Raw genomic sequence first — 20,985 nt, 5'->3', positions numbered from 1 at the left:
ATTTTCTGGGGTTATACCGCCCTCCCGGTATACAACTGATAATATCTTCCCTTTTGTTCCAACAAGCTTTCATGCGAGCCACGCTCTATTATCCTACCTTGTTCAAGTACCATTATTACATCTGAGTTTTTAATAGTTGAAAGTCTATGTGCAATGACAAATGTGGTTCTGCCAAGCATCAAAGAATCCATACCTGCTTGAACAAGCTGCTCTGTCCTTGTATCAATGGATGATGTAGCTTCATCTAGAATAAGTACAGGAGGATCAGCTACTGCAGCTCTTGCAATAGAAAGAAGCTGTTTTTGACCTTGGGAAAGATTTGTACCTCCCTCATGTAAGAAGGTATCATATCCATTTGGAAGTCTCTCTATAAAGCCGTCTGCATTTGCAAGCCTTGCAGCAGCCTTACATTCCTCATCTGTAGCATCAGGACGACCATATCTTATATTTTCCATAACAGTATCTGAGAAAAGATTTGTTTCTTGAAGTACTACACCGAGAGATCTTCTAAGATCATCTTTCTTTATCTTCTCTATATTGATGCCATCATATCTGATTTTTCCGTTTTGAATATCATAAAATCTATTTATAAGATTTGTTATAGTTGTCTTTCCTGCACCGGTAGATCCCACAAAGGCAATCTTTTGTCCTTTGTTAGCAAAAAGATTTATATCATGCAACACTATCTTTTCCGGATTGTATCCAAAGTCAACATTTTCAAATACAATGTCCCCCTCAAGCTTTGTATATGTAATGCTTCCATCTGAATGTTTATGCTTCCATGCCCATATACCGGTTCTCTTTTCAGATTCTAAAATATTACCCTTAGTATCTATCTTTACATTTACCAATGTTACATATCCTTCATCATCTTCTACTTGCTCATCCATAAGATCAAATACTCTTTGGCTTCCGGCAGCTGCCATAACTACTGCATTGAGCTGCTGTGAAACAGTCATAAATGGTCTGTTAAATGCCTTCACAAGTGAAAGGAATGCTGCAATTGTTCCTATTGACACTCCAAAATGTCCACCTATAGCAAGATAACCTCCTACTACAGCAATAACAACATAGCTTAAGTTTCCGATCTGAGCCACAATAGGCATAAGTATATTTGCATAACCATTTGCCTTGGAAGCAGCTTCATAAAGTTCATTATTGATACCTACAAATCCGTCAATATTTTTATCTTCATAGTTAAATACCTTAACTACCTTTTGACCGCTTATCATCTCCTCTATATATCCGTTTACACGCCCCAAAGTGCTCTGTTGTATTCCAAAATACTTACCGGAAAGACCGGCTGCCTTACCTGAAGCCTGCACTGAAATAAAGATCATAATGACTGAAACCACAGTCATTATAGGGCTTAAAAGAATCATTGTGACGAATACTGCAACTAAAGAAAATATCGCCTCTATTAGCTGTGGAAATGATATTCCTATAAACTGTCTCAGAGTATCTGTATCATTTGTATATACAGACATTATATCGCCATGGGCATGTGTATCAAAGTATTTTATGGGAAGTTTTTCCATATGTGCAAAAAGATTTCTTCTTATATCACGCATAGTACCCTGTCCTACATTAACCATGATCCTATTGTATGCAAATGATGCCAGTACACCTATAATAAATATAGCTATAAGTTTTGTTATCTCCAATGCAAGTGGTGTAAAGTTTGGAACACTTTCTTTTGTAAGAGGAATAATATAATTATCTATAATATCCTGCATTACTGAAGCACTAATAGAATTAACTATTGCCGATATTAATATACATATAAATACAATGAATATACTTTTCTTGTAGTTTTTTAATAAAAGTGCTATAACTCTTTTCATGCTATCACTTGCAACAACCTGTATAGTTTGATTTATTCCACCTTTTTCTCTATTTATATCTGCCATTATACACCTGCCTTATCAAAATCAGCATTACCCTCTGACTGTGCATTTGCTGTAGTTTTGTATATTTCATTGGTTTCTAACAATCTTTCATGTGTATCAAATCCTACTATTTTACCTTTATCGAGTACTATTATCTTGTCTGCATCTTTTATAGATGATATTCTTTGAGAAATAATAATCTTTGTAGTATTTGGTATTTCATCTCTGAAAGCTTTTCTAATCTTTGCATCTGTAGCAGTATCTACGGCAGATGTGGAATCATCAAGTATTAGAATTTTAGGATTCTTTAATAGAGCTCTTGCAATACAAAGTCTTTGCTTTTGACCTCCTGAAACATTATTACCACCTCGCTCTATCCAAGTATCATATTTTTCCGGCATCCTCTCAATAAACTCATCTGCACATGCAAGCTCACAGGCCTTCTTTATTTCATCCAATGTGGCATTCTCGTTCCCCCAACGAAGATTGTCAATTATAGTACCTGAGAAAAGTACATTCTTTTGTAAAACCACACTAACTGAATCTCTCAAGACCTTTAAATCATAATCTTTTACATTCTTTCCACCTACATAGACACTTCCCCCAGTGGCGTCATATAGTCTTGGTATCAAATTTACAAGTGAAGACTTTGCACTACCTGTTCCACCTAGTATTCCTATTGTCTGACCTGATGCTATATGTATATTTATATTTGAAAGTACAGGTTTTCCTATACCGGCTTTGTATGAAAAGCTTACATTATCAAAGTCTACACTTCCATCTTTTACTTCATTACAAGCATTATCCTTTGACTTGATATCACTTTCTTCTACCAAAACCTCCGCTATTCTCTTGGCACTTGCCTCTGATATGGTGATCATTACAAATGCAAATGAAAGCATCATTAGAGCTATAAGTATGCTCATTATATATGAAAAAAGAGATGTAAGTTCTCCTGTAGTCAGTGTACCTGACACGATTCTTTGTGCACCAAACCATGAAAGAGCTATTATACATCCGTATACTGTAAGCATCATCAAAGGATTGTTTATTACAACAAGTGATTCTGCCTTTACAAACAGCTTATATAAATTTGATATTGCTGTATCAAACTTAGATATTTCTCTTTCTTCCTGAACATATGATTTTACAACTCTGATACCGGATATATTTTCCTGAACATTTGCATTAAGAGCATCATATTTTTCAAATACAAGATTGAAGAGTTTAAAAGCTACTGCTATTATAATAGCAAGGGCTGTAGCTAAAAAGAAAATAGCTACAAAGAATACAACCGACATATCTCTTGAAATAGTTACCGTCATAACCAAAGCAAAAATAAGTGTAGCCGGAGCTCTCATCAACATTCTAAGTATCATTTGATATGAATTTTGTACATTAGTTATATCTGTTGTAAGTCTTGTGACTAAACTTGCACTGGAAAATTTATCAATATTTGAGAAAGAGAAATTTTGAATATTTCTAAACATTCCCTCTCGTAAATTTTTGGCAAAACCGGCTGAGGCATTTGCACCATAAATTCCCGCAGCTATTCCGCATATAAGCCCTAGAATGGCAAGAAGTATCATTATCGAACCGTATTTTATTACTGCATTAAAGTCGTTAATTGCTACGCCTTTATCAATTATATAGGTCATCATATATGGAATCAGCAATTCAAATACCACTTCACCTATTATGAATACAATTGTGAGTAAGGAAGCAACTTTATATTCTTTTATATATTTTGCCAATACCTTTAACATATTTCTCTCCTCTCTTTAATAAAAAAAAATTGCACATAATGTACAATCTTTTAAAGTGAAATACCTTACAATATTTAGATAGATTGATGCAGAAAAAGGGACTTGAACCCTCATGATATTACTATCACACGGACCTGAACCGTGCGCGTCTGCCAATTCCGCCATTTCTGCCTATATTGCCACATAATAAATACTCATGTGGCATAGTATAATACAAAAAATATTATTATGCAAGCTTAGATTTTGCAACTTCTGCTAATTTTGCAAATCCAGCAGCATCATTTACAGCTAAATCTGCAAGGATCTTTCTGTTCATATCAACACCTGCAACCTTAAGTCCATGCATAAGCTTTGAGTATGAAAGACCATTAATTCTTGCAGCTGCATTGATTCTTGCGATCCAAAGCTGTCTGAACTGTCTCTTTCTCTCTTTTCTACCTGCATAAGCACTTGCTAAAGCTCTCATTACAGACTGCTTTGCAATTCTGTACTGCTTTGAACGAGCTCCTCTATATCCCTTTGCAAGTTTTAAAACTCTATTATGTCTTTTCTTTGCATTTAAAGCACCTTTAACTCTTGCCATTTAAAAACCTCCTAACCCTTCGTCAACTTATAGATATGGTAAAATTTTCTTCATAACTTTTGCGTTTGTAGCATCTGTTACGATATCTTTTCTAAGATTTCTTTTTCTCTTTGTTGACTTCTTAGTTAAGATATGTGACTTATAAGCTTTGTTTCTTACAAGCTTACCTGTTCCTGTTTTCTTAAAACGCTTCGCTGCTGCTTTGTTTGTCTTTAGCTTTGGCATAATGAATCCTCCTTTTATAACAATATCTTTAAGCCTTCTTTGCTGATAAAAACATCACCAAACTTCTACCTTCCGCCTTAGAAGGTTTGTCAATTGTTGCCACTTCTGAAAGAGCTTCGGCAAAATCATCCAGTATATACTTGGACTTAAACATTCTTGCCATTTCCCTACCTCTAAATCTTAGTGTAACCTTAACCTTATTGCCCTTTTCTAAAAATTTTCTAGCAGAACTGACTTTAGTATTAAGATCATTAGTGTCAATATTTGGAGATAAACGAACCTCTTTTACTTCTATTGTCTTTTGTTTTTTCTTTGCTTCCTTATCTTTTCTGGCAAGTTCATATCTAAATTTACCATAATCAATAATTTTACAAACAGGGGGTTTTGCTGTTGGAGCAATAAGAACCAAATCCAAGCCTGCTTCCTCTGCTTTTTCCCTTGCCTCATTTATTGAAACTATACCTAACTGTTCACCCTCTGATGAAATAAGACGAACTTCTTTAACTTTAATCTGTTCGTTAATCAATTGTTCGCTAATACCTTTATACCTCCATTCTCTTTACCAATATAAAAAGGCAGATAGAAAACTATCCGCCAAATAATCATTCAAAAAATGCTTATATGAACCAAAGTCACTCCTGTGCTAAGGTGAGGCGAACCTGCTTTCTTTCAACATTGCCTATACTATCAGTTTTATATATGTTTGTCAATTCTTTTTTTAAATTTATAATGTTTTTTTATTAATGCACTACATCATATCCTTCTATATCATAATATCCTTCCGGATCTTCATCTCCTCCAAACCATACATGAGAATAGTTCTTATCCATAGCTACGCCCATAGTTGTTATAAATGACCAATCACCTGCTCCTATTATTACATCATTATGCCCACTTGAACCCTTCCACAAGTCAAGTGCCAACTGAGGATCTATGCCTATACTATGATATACAGATATTTCATAACCACTTCCCTGATAAGCAGTAAGCTCCCTTGGTTTATCCCACATCAGTTCAGCATAAGCGTGATCAGGTGTATATGCACCACCACTCCACTTTCCATTCTTTGACCAGCTGTGTAAATTACCTTGAATACCTCTGTTATCAAGCTGTAACCTTGGAGTATAATCATGTGAATCCTTAACATGTGCCCTTGCTACCTTAGTTAAAGATTTTGAGAATGACAATCTACTAAGTCCAAGGCTCTCTCTGTATTCATTTATTAAATAATACAGATTCGCTTCTTCCTCGCTCAAACCACAACATAAAAGTTCATCTACTATACTTGATCTATCATTATTGTCATCATTCTGAATAACTGTAGTAGGATGTTTAACAGAATTACTATTTGTATCAGCATCAGGACTCACACTGTTATTATTACTATCTGTATTGTGCCCTACTCCACTTTCATTACTATCTGTTTCTACTTTACCACTACCATAATCTGACTTCGATTCTGATTCACTATCGTTTTCTTCTGTTTCATTACCTTTATCAGCTCCGGGCCCTATCTCATCCTTTTCAGATTCAGTAGCAACCGGTCCTACATTTTTTTCTTTAATAGAATCATTGTTTGCATCTAAATCAACACTCAAGTTCTGCTCTTCGCTCTTATTAATATTAGAATCCTCTACTTCAGGTCCCGGTTCATTCTGATCTGAATTCTGACTTTGAATATTCTCCATAGTATTATTTTGAACTTCTGCTTGACTTTCTTCTACCCATTCGCCATTTTCAAGCACATTATATCCATCCGGTGTTACTGTACTTACAAGCATAGCTCCATCAGAACCAACGTAGTAGTTACTTACCCAGGAATCTTTCACCATATAGCCGTTATCGTCAAAATAATACCATTTATTATTTATATTTTTCCAAGATCCGATTGGGTATGTTCCATCCAATTTTCTATACCACCAACCGGTGTCATTTAGTTTCCACCCTTCCAAAGCAGGCGGTGACGCCAAAGCTACCATTGAAAAAAGGCAACTCATAATACATATAAAAACAAAGCTCAAGGCTTTCTTTTTCCAACCCATATTTATCTCCAAACATTTCATAACATTTAAAAATATATTAACATAAACTTACATCTTAATACAATAGTAAGATTTGATTTTTTCAATTTATTATAGAAAGATTATACCCTTTCAAAGGCACATAATATATCATAATTTATTTCTTCATAAAAAGATCTTCTCAAATCAGGATATGATGTATATCTTTTTAATAAAACCATCAGCTTTGTAATAGTTGCTTCCAATGTCATATCATATGCTTCTATAAGATTAAAGTCTTTCTTTATTTTTTGACCAACCTGATAAATTTCCATGTTAGAGCCTTCATTTACAACTTGTGTTGCCATAACAATAAATTTTCCCATCTCCTGCCATTTCTCCATCTCTTCATAGAACTTATCAAGCATATTGTCGGGAATACCTCCCACACCAAAACTCTCTATTATTATACAGTCATAGTTTTCAAATAAATATGCCAACATACCTTCTTTCATTCCCGGAATCATCTTCAAAACACATACAGAATCGCTAAGTTCTGTGAAGAATCTTACTCTTTCTCTCATAGGTATATATGGAATATATCTAATGATATGCTCCTCCTGTATTCTTGCCAATATAGGGAAGTTTACACTGTGGAATGCATTAAATGATCTTGCCATCATCTTTTTTGCTCTTGTACCTGCTATTACATTACCATCAAATACTAGAACTATATTTTGTGAATAGTCATCACATGCATAGAGTATACTATCTCTTAGATTAACTTTGGCATCTGTTCCGTCTATATTTATAGGTTTTTGTGCTCCTGTTATAACTATAGGCTTTCTGGAGTTTTGTATCATATAGCTGAGTGCCGCTGAAGTATATGCCATAGTGTCGGTACCATGTAATATGACAAATCCATCATATCCATCATAATTTTTTTCAATAGCTCCGGCTATATCCTGCCAGATTGCCGGAGAGACATTAGTAGAATCAATATTGCAAATTTGAAGTACATCTATTTCACAATACTTTTTTACCTCAGGTACAAAAGTTAAAATTTCAGGTGCTGAAAGTGCCGGAGACAATCCCTCACCCATTTGTTTTGATGCAATAGTTCCACCTGTACCGATTACTAAAATCTTTTTCATTTTCACTCCTTACTACTAATATATAACACACCAAGAAATCGGGAAATGTTAGCAATTTTCATAAAATCTTATAGTTATACTTAGTAACGCCCTATATATTCTCAAATCTTAACTATTCTACTCTATTTTTTTATTTTGGGGAACTACCTAAAGTATCATTTGAATGTATTTTCATAAAATTCTATTAAACTTATCCTTGTATATTGTCTACAATATATTTTTACGCAAAACACAGGAATGATAATAGAATTAGTGCCATTTTAATCTTTAAACTCTTATATCTATCAGCTTTTCCTCTCATCTTAACTCCAGGCTTTTTGCATTGTACCAATAAAAGCCATTTTCATTGCAGTAATTTTCAATCTGTTTTAATGTCTTGTTGTCGGCTCTATATTCTAAGATGAATATTTGTAGTCCATATGACTTCACTCTTTGCAAATATTCTGTAAAATATTCTCTTTCTTCCAAACTTTTTGTATTATATTTTTTATGTTCGAAATCTATATCCGTAAATACACACTCCTGATTTATTCCATCAAATAGTTCATTTTCAATCTTTTCATCAATGCATTTACTCACAAATGTATCACCACCATTGATTATAGTATCAATATTATATTTTTGTAATCCTTTTAATATAGAACAAAGTCCATCAAATATCTTTTCATCTTGAAACTGATAATATACATCACAGTTATCAATAAAAAATCCGTCAAAACCTATATCAAAGATATTTTTTCCAAGTTCATCTACAACAAGATTTTGCCATTCCTTATCAGACACATCCATCCAGTATTCATCTTCCCAGTTCTCATACTTCCCCAAGACTTTGCCTTTAAACTTCTCATAATATGGACGATAGTTTTCCAAAGATCCTATATTAAGATAGGCATATATCTTTTTATTTTTCTCATGTAATTTCTTAATATCATCTTTATCATAGTCTGTTGGTTCAAGTACAAGAACTTCGTAATTATTAAGCTTTATTCCATCTTCTTTGCTGATTCCTATAAATACACCGTAATATTTATCTGCCATAAAATAAGCAAAAAGAACAAGACCGCAGACAACAGCCAAGACGATTACCCCGAATTTCTTCATAGGAAAACTCCTTTCTATAGTTGATACATCCTATTTATATCAATTATAAATGTTTTAATCAAGTATATAATCTTACATAAGGTAAAATATACTTGACATAATGTAATTGTAGAGTTATATTGATGGTGTAAAACATATATGACATTTTGTCTGAAAGGAGTTTTTATGGAATATATTATGATTGGTTTATTTTTTGTAGGTGTATTTGGAGTTTTGGCTTTTAATTCAAAAAAGTCGAAAGAAGAATATGATGAAAGACAGTTGGCTGTCAGAGGACGCGGTTATACTTATGCATACTTTACCGTAATGATACTTTCAATTTTACACGTATTCACAAAAGATACTGTATCATTACCTATTTCAAATGATCTCATAAGTGTTATAATACTTTTTATATCAGGTATTGTACTGAATACTTATATTATTTTTAATGACGCCTGCGGCAGTTATAAAAAGAATAATTATATAAAGCAATTTATCACCTATATCATTATATCTTTATTAAATGCCTACTACTTAATAAGGTCTGTATCAAATCACACATTGTTTAAAGATGGGGTATTACAGTTTAGAGAAGGCATAAATCTTATTGCAGCTGTTGCCATTATTATTTTAGCTTTAAACTTGGTAATAAAATTGATTATAGACAGGTGTAAAAAAGATGAGGAATAAGGGAGAACTATGAAAAACCTTAAATTAAAATCCGCCAGAGCCGCCAAAGATCTCTCACAACAGCAGCTTGCAGATCTGGTAGGGGTCAGCCGCCAAACAATAAATGCTATAGAAAAGGGAGACTACAATCCCACAATTCGCCTCTGCCTATCCATCTGCCGCGCACTTGATAAGACTTTGGATGAATTATTCTGGGAAGAAGAATAAGAGGGTGCTTGCCCTCTTATTTTTTAACCGACTTCCTCACCAAACTTAGATAATGTAATCTTTTTGTATGCATTAGATTTATCATCAGGGTGCGGTTCCAAGCCGATAACAGTAATATCATTTTTTTCCGGTCCGTACACCAAAAAAATCCTACCTGCTCTCGGAGTATTATTTTCTAAATATGATTCCCACACCTTTAATCCGTATCTCTTTGATAAAGAGTCTATCTCATGTGTTTGCAGTCCCGGATATCTTTGATTTTCTGACAATAATTTAAGTGCTTTACCTATCTTTTTATATTGCTTTTCTTCATCCTTATTTGCAGTATTATTCTTTATCTTTGATGAAAGAGTATCCCAAAATTTTTTCATTTCAGGTACACCCAATTTTATTTTATACATATCTCACCTTAGAACTCAGATAAGTCGATTTCATCTGATGTAATCTCGGCTTTAATATTTTCAACTGCTGTATCCATCATATGTAATGTATTTTCAGAAATTCGGAAAGGCTCTCTAAGTTCACGAGGCTCAAGCAGTATTGTACCGTCTTCTTTCTCTTTCACATGGTAGTACTCAAATATACATCCTCTTAAAGTGATCCTTTTCTTTGAATCTAACTTTGCATCATATTCTCTTACACTTGTATTCATAAGTTCCTCTAAAACAAACGCTTAAATTGTGGGAATTCCCACCTGTATCTATAGAATAACATTATAATAAATCCCTGTCAATCTTCCCTACTACCTATTTTATTTCCATCCTGCAAACAAATCCTGCATTCTTGCCATTAGTAAATATTACCTTCCATCTATGAAACTCCACTACCTTCTTTACTATCTTAAGTCCAAGTCCATGTTTTCCGACACTTTTGGTCTCAGCATATGCATTTTGATTTAGTCTTTGTAAAATTTCAGCCGACACTCCGCTTCCGCTGTCTCCTATCTCCAAAACAACCTTCTTATTTTCTTTATATAGATTTATATATACTTGGCATCCGTCAGGATTGTGGCGAAAAGAATTGTTTAAAAGATTTATAACGGCTCTTTCAAAAAGTTCTTCGTTTAATGAAATTTCATATTTTTGCAGCTCATTATCTATTTTCAGTTCAAAATCATACTTAGACTGTGCATCAATATCAAGTGAATTTATCATATTACTTACAATCTTTCTGATAAGTGTACTTAAACAAACCTTGCTTTTTTCAAATCTCTTTGTACCGAAATCGAGCTTACTTGTAATATTTAAATTCTCAACCAAGCCCCTGATACGAAGTCCCTGACTTTCAATAATCTCAGACTTTCTTTTTATTTCATCCATACTGCTTTCTTTAGGAATCATTTGTGCATTGCCTAAAATAATAGCAAGCGGTGTCCTGATATCATGAGAAACTCCGGCAATCCACTCTACCCTTTCTTCCTCTATTCTTCTTTGCCTTGATTTATACATCCTTATCGAAACAAAAATAAATAAAATCATATTAAAAATAAATAATAAAGGAGTCATTTCTAATAAAGTCAAAACATTATTCGCATCATATTCCAGAGTATATTTCCATATATCCGAATTCAACTTTCCGACTATCAGCAATCGGTCTTCACTGACTGTATAAGTACGTACAGGATAGTCATCCAGATAATACCTTGTAAACTTCGCCACATCCTGTAAAGTATACTTTGATTTTTTCAAAGATTCGGGCATATTTTCATACCATATAATATTCCCATTATTATCAAGTAAAAAAGCAAATTCGTTATTCTTTTGTAACTGTGTACTTTCTTCATCACTTAAAACATACTCACCGGTATTATATGATAAGCCGTCCATTATTTCGCTTGCATCCGTATAGTTTATATCTGAGCTTTTGTACATCACAGCTATACAGATTATGAAATCCACAAACAATATGGCTATGGCAAAAACAAGTACCCACAGTATAAATTGCAATCTTCTCTCCAAGCTTTTTCTCATATCTTCTCCATCTTATATCCCAGACCTCTTACCGTCTTTAAAAAAATCGGTTTTGAAGGATCTTTTTCTATCTTTTCTCTTAAATGGCGCATATGTACAATCAAGGAATTTTCAAGTCCGAAACTGCCGTCCGGCCAAAGCTCTTCACAAAGCATATCTGTAGTTACTATCCTACCTCTATTTCTATAAAGAATTGAAAATAATGTAAGTTCTTTGGCTGTCAAAGTTATGACATCTCCATTCTTTTTTACAATACCTCCCTCTATAGAAACTCTGCTTTCACCTAAAACAATATCTGATGTATTTTCATCAAGCGAATAACATCTTCTAAGTACCGCACCGATACGGAGCAACAATTCTTTCGGTAGGAAGGGCTTTGTTATATAGTCATCCGCCCCCAGTCCAAGACCGTGAAGTTTGTCTTCATCCTCATCTCTTGCCGACAGAAATATAACAGGAAGTTTTGGAAATATGCCGACTCTTTTTAATTCCTCATAAAAATCAAATCCGTTGCCGTCCCCAAGCATTACGTCAAGTAAAATAAGATGAATCTGAGTGCTGTCTATTTTCTCTCTTCCTTCCTTTAAATTATCGGCATATTCTATATCAGTATATCCGTCATTTTTTAATATATTTCCTAAAATCTTTGATAATTCTACTTCATCATCAATTATCAGGATTTTACAATCTTTCTTTTCCATATATACTCCTAAATTATTTTGTTTTCTTATTATATCGTATTTAAGTAAAGTCGCTATATAAAAGTACTTTTCTTAATGTAATCATAATGTAGAGATAATCTTCAGTTAATCTTCAGTTATTATCATACTCACATATCAAGCAAAAGGAGAAAAACAATGGCTGATACAATACTTGAAACAAAAAATTTATCTAAAAAAAATCGTGTACATGACTTATCAATGAGTGTACCTAAATCCTGTGTATACGGATTTCTCGGACCCAACGGAGCGGGAAAAAGTACAACATTAAAAATGATTTTAGGACTTATAAAAAAAGACTCGGGAGAGATTAAACTCTTTGGTAAAAAAGTTTCAAACAAGAATCTGTTAAATCTGCTTCATCAAACAGGTAGCCTTATAGAAAATCCCGGAGGATATCCTCATTTAACAGGACTTGAAAATTTGCAAATCATAGCAAAGTTAAAAGGTGTTAAAGAAGCTGAAATAGAAAAAGCTCTGAAAACAGTAAGACTTTACGAACAAAGAGATAAAAAGCTTGCCGCTTATTCACTCGGTATGAAGCAAAGGCTCGGTATCGCTATGGCACTTCTCGGAGATCCGAAATTACTTATATTGGATGAGCCTACCAACGGCCTTGACCCTGCCGGAATAATGGAGATTAGAAAACTTATAACTTCCCTACCGAAAGAAAGAGATATAACTGTAATTATCTCAAGCCATCTACTAAATGAGATAGAACAAATGGCTGACTATGTAGGTATTATAAATCATGGTCAAATGCTGTATCAGGGAAAGCTATCAAATCTTGAATCATCAGATCAGAGTTTGGAGCAGATTTTCCTTGAGCTTACAGGGGAAAGGGAGTCATTATGAAACAAATAAGTTTAAATAAATCAATATCCATTGAATTTACAAAAAATAAATTCCTGATTTCCTTATCATTATTATTTATTGTAACAGGACTAAACTATTTCTACATCTCATATGGAGATTTACCTAAAGGACAGGAATGGCAAATGATTTTCAGTTCAATTCCGTTTTTGAATACAATGCTGATTTCCATTATGATGTCGGTACTGGCAAGCAGATGTATTGATATAGAAAATAAAGGAAATATGTGGAATACTCTTCCCACACTGGAAAGCAGGAAAAAACTCTTTTCTTCCAAACTTTTATTCGGCTTTATACATATAGCTTTATTTTGTTTTATACAGACAATAATGATTTTGTATTTAGGTATTAAATTCATGATTGGTGGAGGATTCCCAATTTTTGCATTACTTCAGACTGAATTTGCAGAGATTATTTTCGGAATGATTATATTTCAGCTTCAATGTCTGCTGTCTTTGAAGTTCAGGAATCAATTTGCAGCGCTTTCAATTGCTTTTGGAGGCACACTTGCAGGTGTATTCATTGCTTTTGTAAGTAAAGCGGCACTTACTCCATGGTCCGTACTTTTTTCTTTAAGTACCGTTACTATGGATTATGACTCTGCTACAAGAGATATGCTGCTTTCATGGAATGCAATAGATATAAAAACGATATTTATAAGCTTTTTATATTTCTTTACTACATATAAGCTTAGTCTGTCGGTATTTAATAATCCTGAAACAGGTAATTTTAAGATTGCCCATGTACATAGAATAAGCAAAAATTCTCATACCATATTGCCTGTAGAGCTTATCAAGATGAAGCGAAACCCAGTATGGATTCCATTTGCATTGATTCCGTTGATTTCTGCAGGTATCGGTATTATAAATTTCCTTTCAAATCAAGGAGTATTATCATTTGACTGGGCGGATCTTTGGACACAGGAGTCATTATTTTTAGGTATGTTCTTCCTGTCACCTTTAATTGCCATACTTGCAAGCCTTGATTTTCGTATGGAACATCTTGGAACCAACTGGAATATAATGCTTACATCAAGTTCACGCTTCAAAGTATTAAAAGATAAATGGCTTACCGTAGCTGTCATTTCAACTATTTGTATGTTATGGATTTCATTTATCTATATTGTTTCAGGAAAGCTTATCGGGATTACAGGAAGCATACCGAAAGAATTCTATTTAAGAATCTTTGCAAGTATACTTTGTATAATTGCCGTTTCAAGCTTTCAGTGTTTACTTTCACTGATAATACCTTCATTTGCAATACCTGTCGGCCTTGCCTTCCTTGGAAATATTTTAGGGCTTCTACTCACAGTAAAGGGATTTTTCTATGCAACACCTTTTTCAATGCTTATATACTCTATGGGCAGCACAAATATAACCGGTGAAATAAATCTACCTGTTGTAATAATAACTTGTTTACTCTATATTTTTATTTCTTTTGCCATAGGATTGCTTTATCTGAACAGAACTGATATAAAAACGGGGAGGTAGAGGGGATATTTAGCAAAAATACAGTCTTGATACTTATTGAAATTAAGGCTGTATTTTATGTTTTTTATTCATTGCCTCCTCTCTTTCTTTATTAAAATCAATTTCTTTTTTATTTTCTCTTCTTATTGCCTCTAATCTTTCAAATGCTTCTATTTTTCTTCTATTATTACTTTTTTCTCTCAAGTCCAGATACATCAAATCCGCATCTATATATTCACCGTTTATTTTTGAAAAAGCAGGCATCCGGCCGATTTTTACAAATCCGAACTTTTTATAGAGGCTGATTGCTCGAAAATTATCACTCCTTGTATCTAGGTTTATTATTTCTATTTCATTGTCTTTTGCAAAGGAAATACATTTTTCTAAAAGTGCACTTCCAATTCCGCTTCCCCATTCCGATTTGGCAACACTTATAGCAAAGTTTGCTCTATGACTCATTCTTCGCTTCATACTGCTTATATTTGCACATCCGACTATATCATCATTTTTCCATGCAAAATACATCACAGACTTTGAATCTGAACCAATTCTTTTGATAAACTCTTCTACCTCAGGTGTATCTCCCGCTCCTTCTTTACCGAAGCTTAGATTATCGGTTTGCGCACCTACTATCTTTGTGTATTCAATCAGTTTAACTGCATCTTCAGGTCTTGCTTCTTTTATTATTATGCTTACTTCAGGTGTAAATATACTCATATTTTCTCCACTCCTTCACGTAGTCAAGCTTTAATATTTAAAAACCGTCCACTTTAAAATCAATTAGAACATCCTTTTATTATGTCACTAATATTGTATATTATTCGTGACATAGTTTCAATATATGCCTTAGAACTATCACTTTTCTTTAAGCTGTGATAGAATTTCTCCAATATCCCCGTCAATACAGATACTTCTATCATTTATCTTCTCAGGGCAGAAGGCTTCTCCATAATTTAAACAGGCATATATCGCCTTTTTATTGTCATATGTCATCTGCCAGAAAGGATATTTTATAATTACAGGAGTATTTGCTCCTACTCCAAGTTCTAAAAAGAGTATATGCAGGTTTTCATGTCTTCTTATAAAATCAGCATAATTACTTGAAGCATTATGCCAGCCTCCATCCTCTACAAAAGTATCATCAGCTCGAAGATTTGTAGTCACATCATCACCTTCCTGAGTTTTCGGTATAAGTTCAGTAGGTATTTCCATAAGAATATCTTTATTCACAGGTACAATAAACTCATTCTTATCATTTCTGATAAATCCCTGCGCTTTTAAGGCTTTTTCTACCCACACTTTATTATCAAAGGTATATTTGCAATCCGGATTTGTACTTTGAAAAAGTCCGTAATCTCCCTGAGTGTAGAAAAGTCTTTTCTTATCAAATCCTGCTCTTTGAAACTGATGGTCTACATTTGTGGTAATTACAAAGTAGTCCTTATCCTTAACCAAGTTAAATAAGTCCTTATATACAGGTTTTGGCGCATCAACATATCTGTTAAAATAAATATGCCTTGCCCACCATGCCCAAAATATCTCTTTCTTCGGAAACGGATAAAAACCGCCTGAATATATATCTTTTATACCGAAAGTCTTTGCAAAATCAAAGAAATACTTATCAAATCTTTCACCGGTGTATGTAAAGCCCGCAGATGTAGAGAGGCCTGCACCGGCTCCAATCAAAATCGCATCGGCATTTTCTATTTCTTCTTTAAGTCTTTTTATCTGAGCATCCATGCCGCCTTTACCATATGAAGCTCTACCTCTAAAGTAGTGTGCCGCAGCTATTCCCTTAGATATTGAGTCTTGATAACCGTTTGGTCTTTTAGCAAAAACCTTGTCCATAGCACAGTCCTCCTTCTACAAATTTATACTGAAACTTCTTTCTCGTAATATTTCTTATCTTCATCCTTAAATACATTAAATATTACAAGGTCCATTTTACCTCGATTTTCTTTTAACCATTCTCTTACAGTTGCTACTGCAATTTCGGCTGCTCTTTTATTCGGAAAATGAAATACTCCGGTGGATACACAGCAAAATGCCACGCTTCTCAATCCGTTTTCAACGCAAAGATCTAAAGTGTTTTTATAACAGTTTTTAAGATCTTCCTCATTCCTTTTGCTAAGTCCCCCTTGTACAATAGGGCCGACTATATGAACAATCTTTTTTGCAGGAAGATTATAAGCATCTGTGAGCATAGGAATTGCTGTAGGTTGTTCATAATCTCTGCCATAGCGGATCTTCAGCTGATTCATTTTTTTGTTACATTCATTTCTAAGTTCCACACCGGCAAATGTATGTATACAATTATCAATACAGGTATGCATGGGAATAAAGCAACCAAGCATCTGTGAGTTTGCAGCATTAACTATTGCATCCACCTTCAGCCTTGTAATATCTCCCTGCCATATAGAGATATTGTCTTCTGCTTTATCTATATCGGAAATATATACTATACCGTTTTCATTTATAGCTTCTCTAAGATATTCATCTTGTATTTTTAATACCTCAATATTCATTTCCCTCGGCATTCTGATATTCATAAGAGAACGTAGTATTCTTTTCTTCCCGTCTGTATCTACAGGTACTTTTAAGTTCCTATACTCTCCTGAGTCTTCTTTAAAAGCTTCTATAAGATAATCAAGTCTTTCATTTTGATTCATATTGACCTCCCGTTATGAAACTATATTTGCACCGCAATACTCGCATTCCATAAGTCTCTCATCGGGTAAGTTGCAAGCCCTTCTTTGTTTTTCTACAAGTTTTTTTACAAAATCTGTAGACGGATTTTGTACTATATCACATGGTTTTGCATACTGCTCTATCTCACCCTTATAAAGAACCAAAACTTTTGTTCCAAGCTTTAATGCTTCTTCAATATCATGTGTAACAAATAATATTGTAATACCTGTTTTCTTATGCAAAGACTTCAACTCATTTTGTAGCTGTTCTCTGGTAATAGCATCTACAGCTCCAAACGGCTCATCCATAAGCAATATATCCGGAGATGCCGCCAATGCTCTCGCAATTCCTACTCTCTGCTGCTGACCGCCTGATAATTCAGAAGGATATCTGTCTTTCATAGATGAGTCCAGACCTATTACTTCCATCCATTTATCCACTGCCTTTTTAGTCTTTTCTTTATCATTTTTATTCCAAAGTCTTGGGACATAGGAAATATTTTCTTCTACAGTCATATTGGGAAATAATACACTTCCCTGAATAGCATATCCGATACTTCTTCTAAGATTGATCATATCAATATTTTTAATATTTTCTCCATTCACGAAAATATCTCCGGAGGTCGGTTCATAGAGTCCGTTTATCATCTTTAGTGCTGTAGTTTTTCCACAGCCTGAAGAACCGACTATAGTTACAAACTCACCCTTTTCTACTTGTAAATTCAAATCCGGAATAATTACCGTATCTCCATAACTTTTTCTTATATGCGAAAATTCAATAGCTGTTGACATAAGCTGCTCCTTTCTATTCTAAAAGCCCCTTTTCTAATAAGAATGCCCTTGCAACATTTTTAGGTTCTTTCTTTTCAGTCTCAACCTCATAATTCATTCTTTGTATATCAGATTCACTTATCAGTCTGTCAAACTTTTGTAATGCTTCATGAATCTGTGGATATTCTTTTAATACATCTTCTCTTACTACCATTCCTGCCTGATAAGAAGGATACATTGCTTTGTCATCCTCCAGCAATACCACATTAGCTTGTGCCAGCTGTCCGTCTGTAGTATTTACAGGCATTATATCTATTTTACCACTGTTGATAGCTTGATACTTTAATCCCATATCCATATCACTTGTTGAAGCGAATTTAAGATCATATGTTTTACATAACATGTCAAATCCGTCCTGACGCTCAAAGAAATCATATTCTGCACCGAGAATTAACTGCCCGTTTAATTTTTGTAAATCCGAGTATGTTTTTATATTGTTTTCTTCTGCAATATCTTTTTTTATAGCGATACCATAAGTATTGTTAAAACCAAGCATCACATCCCATGTAAGTCCAAGCTCTTCCTGATACTCTTTTTGTAAATCATCAAACTGTTCTTCACTGTATTGTCCTGTGTGCTTTAATACCATATTCCAGCCTGTTCCGGTATATTCAGGATAGAGATCAAATTCTCCACTCTCCATAGCCGGCTCAATATTTGATGTTCCTCCACCCACTCCTTGCGTAATATCAACAGTTAGATTTGTATCTTTCTCTATATAAAGTTTCAACATTTCTCCCAGAATATATTGTTCTGTCATAGGTTTGGTTGCAAGATGAATTACATTCTTATTTTTTCCGGGGATAAGTCCTGTAATAACTACACAAGCAATTAAAACCAATGCTGTTACAGCCATTAATTTATTCTGCTTTCTTGCTTCCTTACCATGCTTCATCATTCTTTTTTCAACGAATCCCAATATAAAATCTACAGTCAACGCCAAAACAGCAATCAATAAGCTTCCTGTTACAGTCATTGCCGCATTATTTGTTGTAATACCTCTGTAAATAGCTACTCCAAGTCCACCTGCTCCTATAAATGAGGCAATACCTGTAAGTGCAATAGTCATAGTGACCATATTTCTAATACCTGATACTATAACCGGCATAGCAAGAGGTATTTGTACTCTAAGAAGTATTTGCTTTTTTGTACTTCCCATTCCTTTAGCTGCTTCTAAAATACCTGCATCTACATTTATCATTCCTGTATAAGTATTTCTTACCATCGGAAGCAGTGCATATATAGTTAAAGCAATGATGGCAGTGACATTACCTATTCCTGAAAACGGTATTAAAAAACCGAGCATTGAAATAGATGGAATCGTATATAAAAAATTGATAGCTCCCAGTATAAGCTTCGCACTTTTTTGATATTCGCTGATTGCAATTCCAACTATACCACCTAAAACTATTGCAATTAAAACCGCAATGATTGAAATTTCAATGTGTTGTATCAAAAGTTTTCCAAAAAAATCCCATTTTGTACTTACTAATATTCCTATTTCCTTTAACATTACTACTCCTGTAAAAACTAAAACTTACCTGAATTTGTTAATTCATCCCTTGAAGGTACTATTTCTCTATTATCCCAGTGTTCCACTATTTTCCCGTCTTTTAATCTGAATAAATCAAATATTGCATACGCTTTTCCATCAACTATCACTTGAGAATATGCAACTACATGATCACCTTGTCCGATAACTTTAAAAACAAAATCATAGTATACTCCGAACTTTTTGACAGCTTCTTTAAAGTCTGTATTTTCTTGCTGTATCCACTGACTGTGCTCAATAATATCATTTGATACATAGTCATGATATTTATCCAATTCCTTATTCTGCAATACCTCGGTAAGAAATAATCTTATTGTCTTCTTATTGCTTTCAGTTTTTTCTAAATCTTTTACACAAAACTCACCCAATATCGGATCTTCATTAACAATACTTTCAGGATAAGCGTCTATAACATCCCAATGCTCCACTATTTTTCCTGCTTCATTTGCTCTGAAAACATCCATAGTTATCCATTTTACACTACCGTCATTTAAGTTTTGTAAAACATGCAGGAAAACAAAATCTCCATCCTCTATTGCACGAACTATTTGTATCTCTCTCCTTGGATTTCTTTTAAAGAAGTCCAAGAAAAATGCTCTAAAGCCTTCTTTTCCTTCCCCCACTCCTGTACTGTGCTGCGTATAGCTCTCCCCCATATAATTTGATAATACTTCATCAATTTCTCCATCCTGTATACCTCTTATATATAAGTTCTTAGCATTATCCATTTTATTTGACATAACTTTTACCTCATAAATTTTTTAATATTTATTATAGATGTAATATAAATCATTACATCAAGCTTGTCAATACTCTAATTTAAAAAAGATGCCGTTACAAGCATCTTTTAGTATTAAATCTCTTTTATACCCTTTTCAATATCCAAAATAGTATAGGTTTTCATCTTGTTTTCCATAGCATCCTGTATTTCACTAAGCTTACCGTCCAATATTCCATGTATATTTTTCCCTACAGGGCAAGCAGGATTTGGCTCCTCATGGAAATGAAACAGTCCATCTTCCTTTACTGCTTCAACCGCCTTATAAACATCATAAAATGTTATCTCTGACGGATCTTTTATAATCTCTATACCTCCGGTTCCTCTGACTACATTTATAAGTCCGGCTTTCTTTAACTGAGAAAGAATGTTTCTGATAATTACCGGATTTGACCTTATACTACCTGATAGAAAGTCACTGGTTATCTTCTCTTTATCTTTAAAATATTCTACACATGCAAAAATATGTAATGCTATGGTAAATCTGCTTGATATCTGCATTTGTATAC

The 20,985-nt window shown here is 33.9% G+C and carries 22 protein-coding genes, 1 tRNA gene and 1 pseudogene; 4 read left to right on the top strand and 20 right to left on the bottom strand.

Annotated elements, in window-relative coordinates; translation table 11 throughout:
* Positions 1–11: 11 nt before the first annotated feature.
* From D4A81_RS05955 to D4A81_RS05915, 9 genes are all read right to left on the bottom strand, one after another.
* Complete coding sequence (locus D4A81_RS05955; RefSeq protein ID WP_111525000.1) at positions 12–1,910, bottom strand: ABC transporter ATP-binding protein; 1,899 nt, start codon at positions 1,908–1,910, stop codon at positions 12–14.
* Positions 1,910–3,655, bottom strand: a complete 1,746-nt coding sequence (locus D4A81_RS05950; protein ID WP_111524999.1) for an ABC transporter ATP-binding protein — start codon at positions 3,653–3,655, stop codon at positions 1,910–1,912. The genes D4A81_RS05955 and D4A81_RS05950 overlap by 1 nt, the downstream gene beginning before the upstream one ends.
* An 87-nt stretch (positions 3,656–3,742) precedes the next feature.
* A tRNA-Leu gene (locus D4A81_RS05945) sits at positions 3,743–3,826 on the bottom strand.
* A gap of 55 nt (positions 3,827–3,881) precedes the next feature.
* On the bottom strand, positions 3,882–4,238 hold the full coding sequence (rplT, locus tag D4A81_RS05940; protein WP_111524998.1) for a 50S ribosomal protein L20: 357 nt from the start codon (positions 4,236–4,238) through the stop codon (positions 3,882–3,884).
* Positions 4,239–4,265: 27 nt separating this feature from the next.
* On the bottom strand, positions 4,266–4,463 hold the full coding sequence (gene rpmI / locus D4A81_RS05935) for a 50S ribosomal protein L35 (protein WP_007591879.1): 198 nt from the start codon (positions 4,461–4,463) through the stop codon (positions 4,266–4,268).
* Positions 4,464–4,491: 28 nt separating this feature from the next.
* Positions 4,492–4,989 (bottom strand): translation initiation factor IF-3, encoded by a 498-nt coding sequence (infC, locus tag D4A81_RS05930; protein ID WP_111524997.1) that lies wholly within the window; start codon positions 4,987–4,989, stop codon positions 4,492–4,494.
* A 214-nt stretch (positions 4,990–5,203) separates the two neighbouring features.
* Complete coding sequence (locus D4A81_RS05925) at positions 5,204–6,505, bottom strand: CAP domain-containing protein (protein WP_111524996.1); 1,302 nt, start codon at positions 6,503–6,505, stop codon at positions 5,204–5,206.
* A gap of 101 nt (positions 6,506–6,606) precedes the next feature.
* On the bottom strand, positions 6,607–7,617 hold the full coding sequence (locus D4A81_RS05920) for an asparaginase (RefSeq protein ID WP_111524995.1): 1,011 nt from the start codon (positions 7,615–7,617) through the stop codon (positions 6,607–6,609).
* A gap of 297 nt (positions 7,618–7,914) precedes the next feature.
* Positions 7,915–8,718: an endo alpha-1,4 polygalactosaminidase gene (locus D4A81_RS05915; RefSeq protein WP_111524994.1), complete on the bottom strand. Its 804-nt coding sequence runs from the start codon at positions 8,716–8,718 to the stop codon at positions 7,915–7,917.
* A gap of 165 nt (positions 8,719–8,883) precedes the next feature.
* On the opposite strand from D4A81_RS05915, the gene D4A81_RS05910 reads away from it, so the two are divergent.
* Together D4A81_RS05910 and D4A81_RS05905 are read left to right on the top strand one after the other, a co-directional pair.
* Entirely contained in the window at positions 8,884–9,390 is a 507-nt protein-coding gene (locus tag D4A81_RS05910) for a hypothetical protein (protein WP_111524993.1), read from the top strand.
* A gap of 9 nt (positions 9,391–9,399) precedes the next feature.
* On the top strand, positions 9,400–9,597 hold the full coding sequence (locus D4A81_RS05905) for a helix-turn-helix transcriptional regulator (protein WP_007591857.1): 198 nt from the start codon (positions 9,400–9,402) through the stop codon (positions 9,595–9,597).
* Between the two features lie 23 nt (positions 9,598–9,620).
* Here D4A81_RS05905 and D4A81_RS05900 read toward each other — a convergent pair whose 3' ends face one another.
* The 4 genes from D4A81_RS05900 to D4A81_RS05885 all read right to left on the bottom strand — a co-directional run bounded on the left by D4A81_RS05900 (position 9,621) and on the right by D4A81_RS05885 (position 12,268).
* Positions 9,621–9,998: a hypothetical protein gene (locus D4A81_RS05900; RefSeq protein WP_162902553.1), complete on the bottom strand. Its 378-nt coding sequence runs from the start codon at positions 9,996–9,998 to the stop codon at positions 9,621–9,623.
* A gap of 8 nt (positions 9,999–10,006) precedes the next feature.
* Positions 10,007–10,249, bottom strand: coding sequence for a hypothetical protein (locus D4A81_RS05895; RefSeq protein WP_007591856.1), 243 nt, complete (start codon positions 10,247–10,249; stop codon positions 10,007–10,009).
* Between the two features lie 94 nt (positions 10,250–10,343).
* Entirely contained in the window at positions 10,344–11,567 is a 1,224-nt protein-coding gene (locus D4A81_RS05890; RefSeq protein ID WP_111524992.1) for a sensor histidine kinase, read from the bottom strand.
* Positions 11,564–12,268: a response regulator transcription factor gene (locus D4A81_RS05885; protein ID WP_111524991.1), complete on the bottom strand. Its 705-nt coding sequence runs from the start codon at positions 12,266–12,268 to the stop codon at positions 11,564–11,566. The genes D4A81_RS05890 and D4A81_RS05885 overlap by 4 nt, the downstream gene beginning before the upstream one ends.
* A 156-nt stretch (positions 12,269–12,424) precedes the next feature.
* Between D4A81_RS05885 and D4A81_RS05880 the strand changes: the two genes are divergently transcribed.
* Positions 12,425–13,141: an ABC transporter ATP-binding protein gene (locus D4A81_RS05880; protein WP_111524990.1), complete on the top strand. Its 717-nt coding sequence runs from the start codon at positions 12,425–12,427 to the stop codon at positions 13,139–13,141.
* Positions 13,138–14,649 carry an ABC transporter permease gene (locus tag D4A81_RS05875; protein WP_111524989.1) on the top strand — a complete coding sequence of 504 codons (1,512 nt, stop codon included), beginning with the start codon at positions 13,138–13,140 and terminating at the stop codon, positions 14,647–14,649. Before D4A81_RS05880 ends, D4A81_RS05875 begins: the two co-directional genes overlap by 4 nt.
* A 171-nt stretch (positions 14,650–14,820) precedes the next feature.
* Here D4A81_RS05875 and D4A81_RS05870 read toward each other — a convergent pair.
* The 7 genes and pseudogenes from D4A81_RS05870 to D4A81_RS05840 all read right to left on the bottom strand — a co-directional run.
* Positions 14,821–15,345: pseudogene (locus tag D4A81_RS05870) on the bottom strand (GNAT family N-acetyltransferase); the annotation flags it as partial.
* Between the two features lie 138 nt (positions 15,346–15,483).
* Positions 15,484–16,476 carry an SIR2 family NAD-dependent protein deacylase gene (locus tag D4A81_RS05865; RefSeq protein ID WP_111524987.1) on the bottom strand — a complete coding sequence of 331 codons (993 nt, stop codon included), beginning with the start codon at positions 16,474–16,476 and terminating at the stop codon, positions 15,484–15,486.
* Between the two features lie 23 nt (positions 16,477–16,499).
* Positions 16,500–17,297: a protein-ADP-ribose hydrolase gene (locus tag D4A81_RS05860; protein ID WP_111524986.1), complete on the bottom strand. Its 798-nt coding sequence runs from the start codon at positions 17,295–17,297 to the stop codon at positions 16,500–16,502.
* A 12-nt stretch (positions 17,298–17,309) separates the two neighbouring features.
* Positions 17,310–18,107, bottom strand: coding sequence for an ABC transporter ATP-binding protein (locus D4A81_RS05855; protein WP_111524985.1), 798 nt, complete (start codon positions 18,105–18,107; stop codon positions 17,310–17,312).
* 13 nt (positions 18,108–18,120) lie between these two features.
* Positions 18,121–19,659, bottom strand: a complete 1,539-nt coding sequence (locus tag D4A81_RS05850; protein ID WP_111524984.1) for an ABC transporter permease/substrate-binding protein — start codon at positions 19,657–19,659, stop codon at positions 18,121–18,123.
* Between the two features lie 17 nt (positions 19,660–19,676).
* On the bottom strand, positions 19,677–20,438 hold the full coding sequence (locus D4A81_RS05845; RefSeq protein ID WP_111524983.1) for a nuclear transport factor 2 family protein: 762 nt from the start codon (positions 20,436–20,438) through the stop codon (positions 19,677–19,679).
* A gap of 113 nt (positions 20,439–20,551) precedes the next feature.
* A complete protein-coding gene (locus D4A81_RS05840; RefSeq protein ID WP_111524982.1) occupies positions 20,552–20,977 on the bottom strand; it encodes an Rrf2 family transcriptional regulator in 426 nt (141 codons plus the stop codon).
* Positions 20,978–20,985: the final 8 nt, after the last annotated feature.

The sequence above is a fragment of the Lachnoanaerobaculum umeaense genome, assembly GCF_003589745.1.
Classification (GTDB): domain Bacteria; phylum Bacillota; class Clostridia; order Lachnospirales; family Lachnospiraceae; genus Lachnoanaerobaculum; species Lachnoanaerobaculum umeaense.
This window is presented reverse-complemented; position numbering and strand designations above follow the sequence as displayed.

Bases quoted from the DNA above. Each gene is read 5' to 3' on its own strand.
- D4A81_RS05955 (WP_111525000.1), bottom strand. From the start codon at position 1,910: ATGGCAGATATAAATAGAGAAAAAGGTGGAATAAATCAAACTATACAG.
- D4A81_RS05950 (WP_111524999.1), bottom strand. From the start codon at position 3,655: ATGTTAAAGGTATTGGCAAAATATATAAAAGAATATAAAGTTGCTTCC.
- rplT (WP_111524998.1), bottom strand. From the start codon at position 4,238: ATGGCAAGAGTTAAAGGTGCTTTAAATGCAAAGAAAAGACATAATAGA.
- rpmI (WP_007591879.1), bottom strand. From the start codon at position 4,463: ATGCCAAAGCTAAAGACAAACAAAGCAGCAGCGAAGCGTTTTAAGAAA.
- D4A81_RS05925 (WP_111524996.1), bottom strand. From the start codon at position 6,505: ATGGGTTGGAAAAAGAAAGCCTTGAGCTTTGTTTTTATATGTATTATG.
- D4A81_RS05920 (WP_111524995.1), bottom strand. From the start codon at position 7,617: ATGAAAAAGATTTTAGTAATCGGTACAGGTGGAACTATTGCATCAAAA.
- D4A81_RS05915 (WP_111524994.1), bottom strand. From the start codon at position 8,718: ATGAAGAAATTCGGGGTAATCGTCTTGGCTGTTGTCTGCGGTCTTGTT.
- D4A81_RS05910 (WP_111524993.1), top strand. From the start codon at position 8,884: ATGGAATATATTATGATTGGTTTATTTTTTGTAGGTGTATTTGGAGTT.
- D4A81_RS05905 (WP_007591857.1), top strand. From the start codon at position 9,400: ATGAAAAACCTTAAATTAAAATCCGCCAGAGCCGCCAAAGATCTCTCA.
- D4A81_RS05900 (WP_162902553.1), bottom strand. From the start codon at position 9,998: ATGTATAAAATAAAATTGGGTGTACCTGAAATGAAAAAATTTTGGGAT.
- D4A81_RS05895 (WP_007591856.1), bottom strand. From the start codon at position 10,249: ATGAATACAAGTGTAAGAGAATATGATGCAAAGTTAGATTCAAAGAAA.
- D4A81_RS05890 (WP_111524992.1), bottom strand. From the start codon at position 11,567: ATGAGAAAAAGCTTGGAGAGAAGATTGCAATTTATACTGTGGGTACTT.
- D4A81_RS05885 (WP_111524991.1), bottom strand. From the start codon at position 12,268: ATGGAAAAGAAAGATTGTAAAATCCTGATAATTGATGATGAAGTAGAA.
- D4A81_RS05880 (WP_111524990.1), top strand. From the start codon at position 12,425: ATGGCTGATACAATACTTGAAACAAAAAATTTATCTAAAAAAAATCGT.
- D4A81_RS05875 (WP_111524989.1), top strand. From the start codon at position 13,138: ATGAAACAAATAAGTTTAAATAAATCAATATCCATTGAATTTACAAAA.
- D4A81_RS05865 (WP_111524987.1), bottom strand. From the start codon at position 16,476: ATGGACAAGGTTTTTGCTAAAAGACCAAACGGTTATCAAGACTCAATA.
- D4A81_RS05860 (WP_111524986.1), bottom strand. From the start codon at position 17,297: ATGAATCAAAATGAAAGACTTGATTATCTTATAGAAGCTTTTAAAGAA.
- D4A81_RS05855 (WP_111524985.1), bottom strand. From the start codon at position 18,107: ATGTCAACAGCTATTGAATTTTCGCATATAAGAAAAAGTTATGGAGAT.
- D4A81_RS05850 (WP_111524984.1), bottom strand. From the start codon at position 19,659: ATGTTAAAGGAAATAGGAATATTAGTAAGTACAAAATGGGATTTTTTT.
- D4A81_RS05845 (WP_111524983.1), bottom strand. From the start codon at position 20,438: ATGTCAAATAAAATGGATAATGCTAAGAACTTATATATAAGAGGTATA.
- D4A81_RS05840 (WP_111524982.1), bottom strand. From the start codon at position 20,977: ATGCAGATATCAAGCAGATTTACCATAGCATTACATATTTTTGCATGT.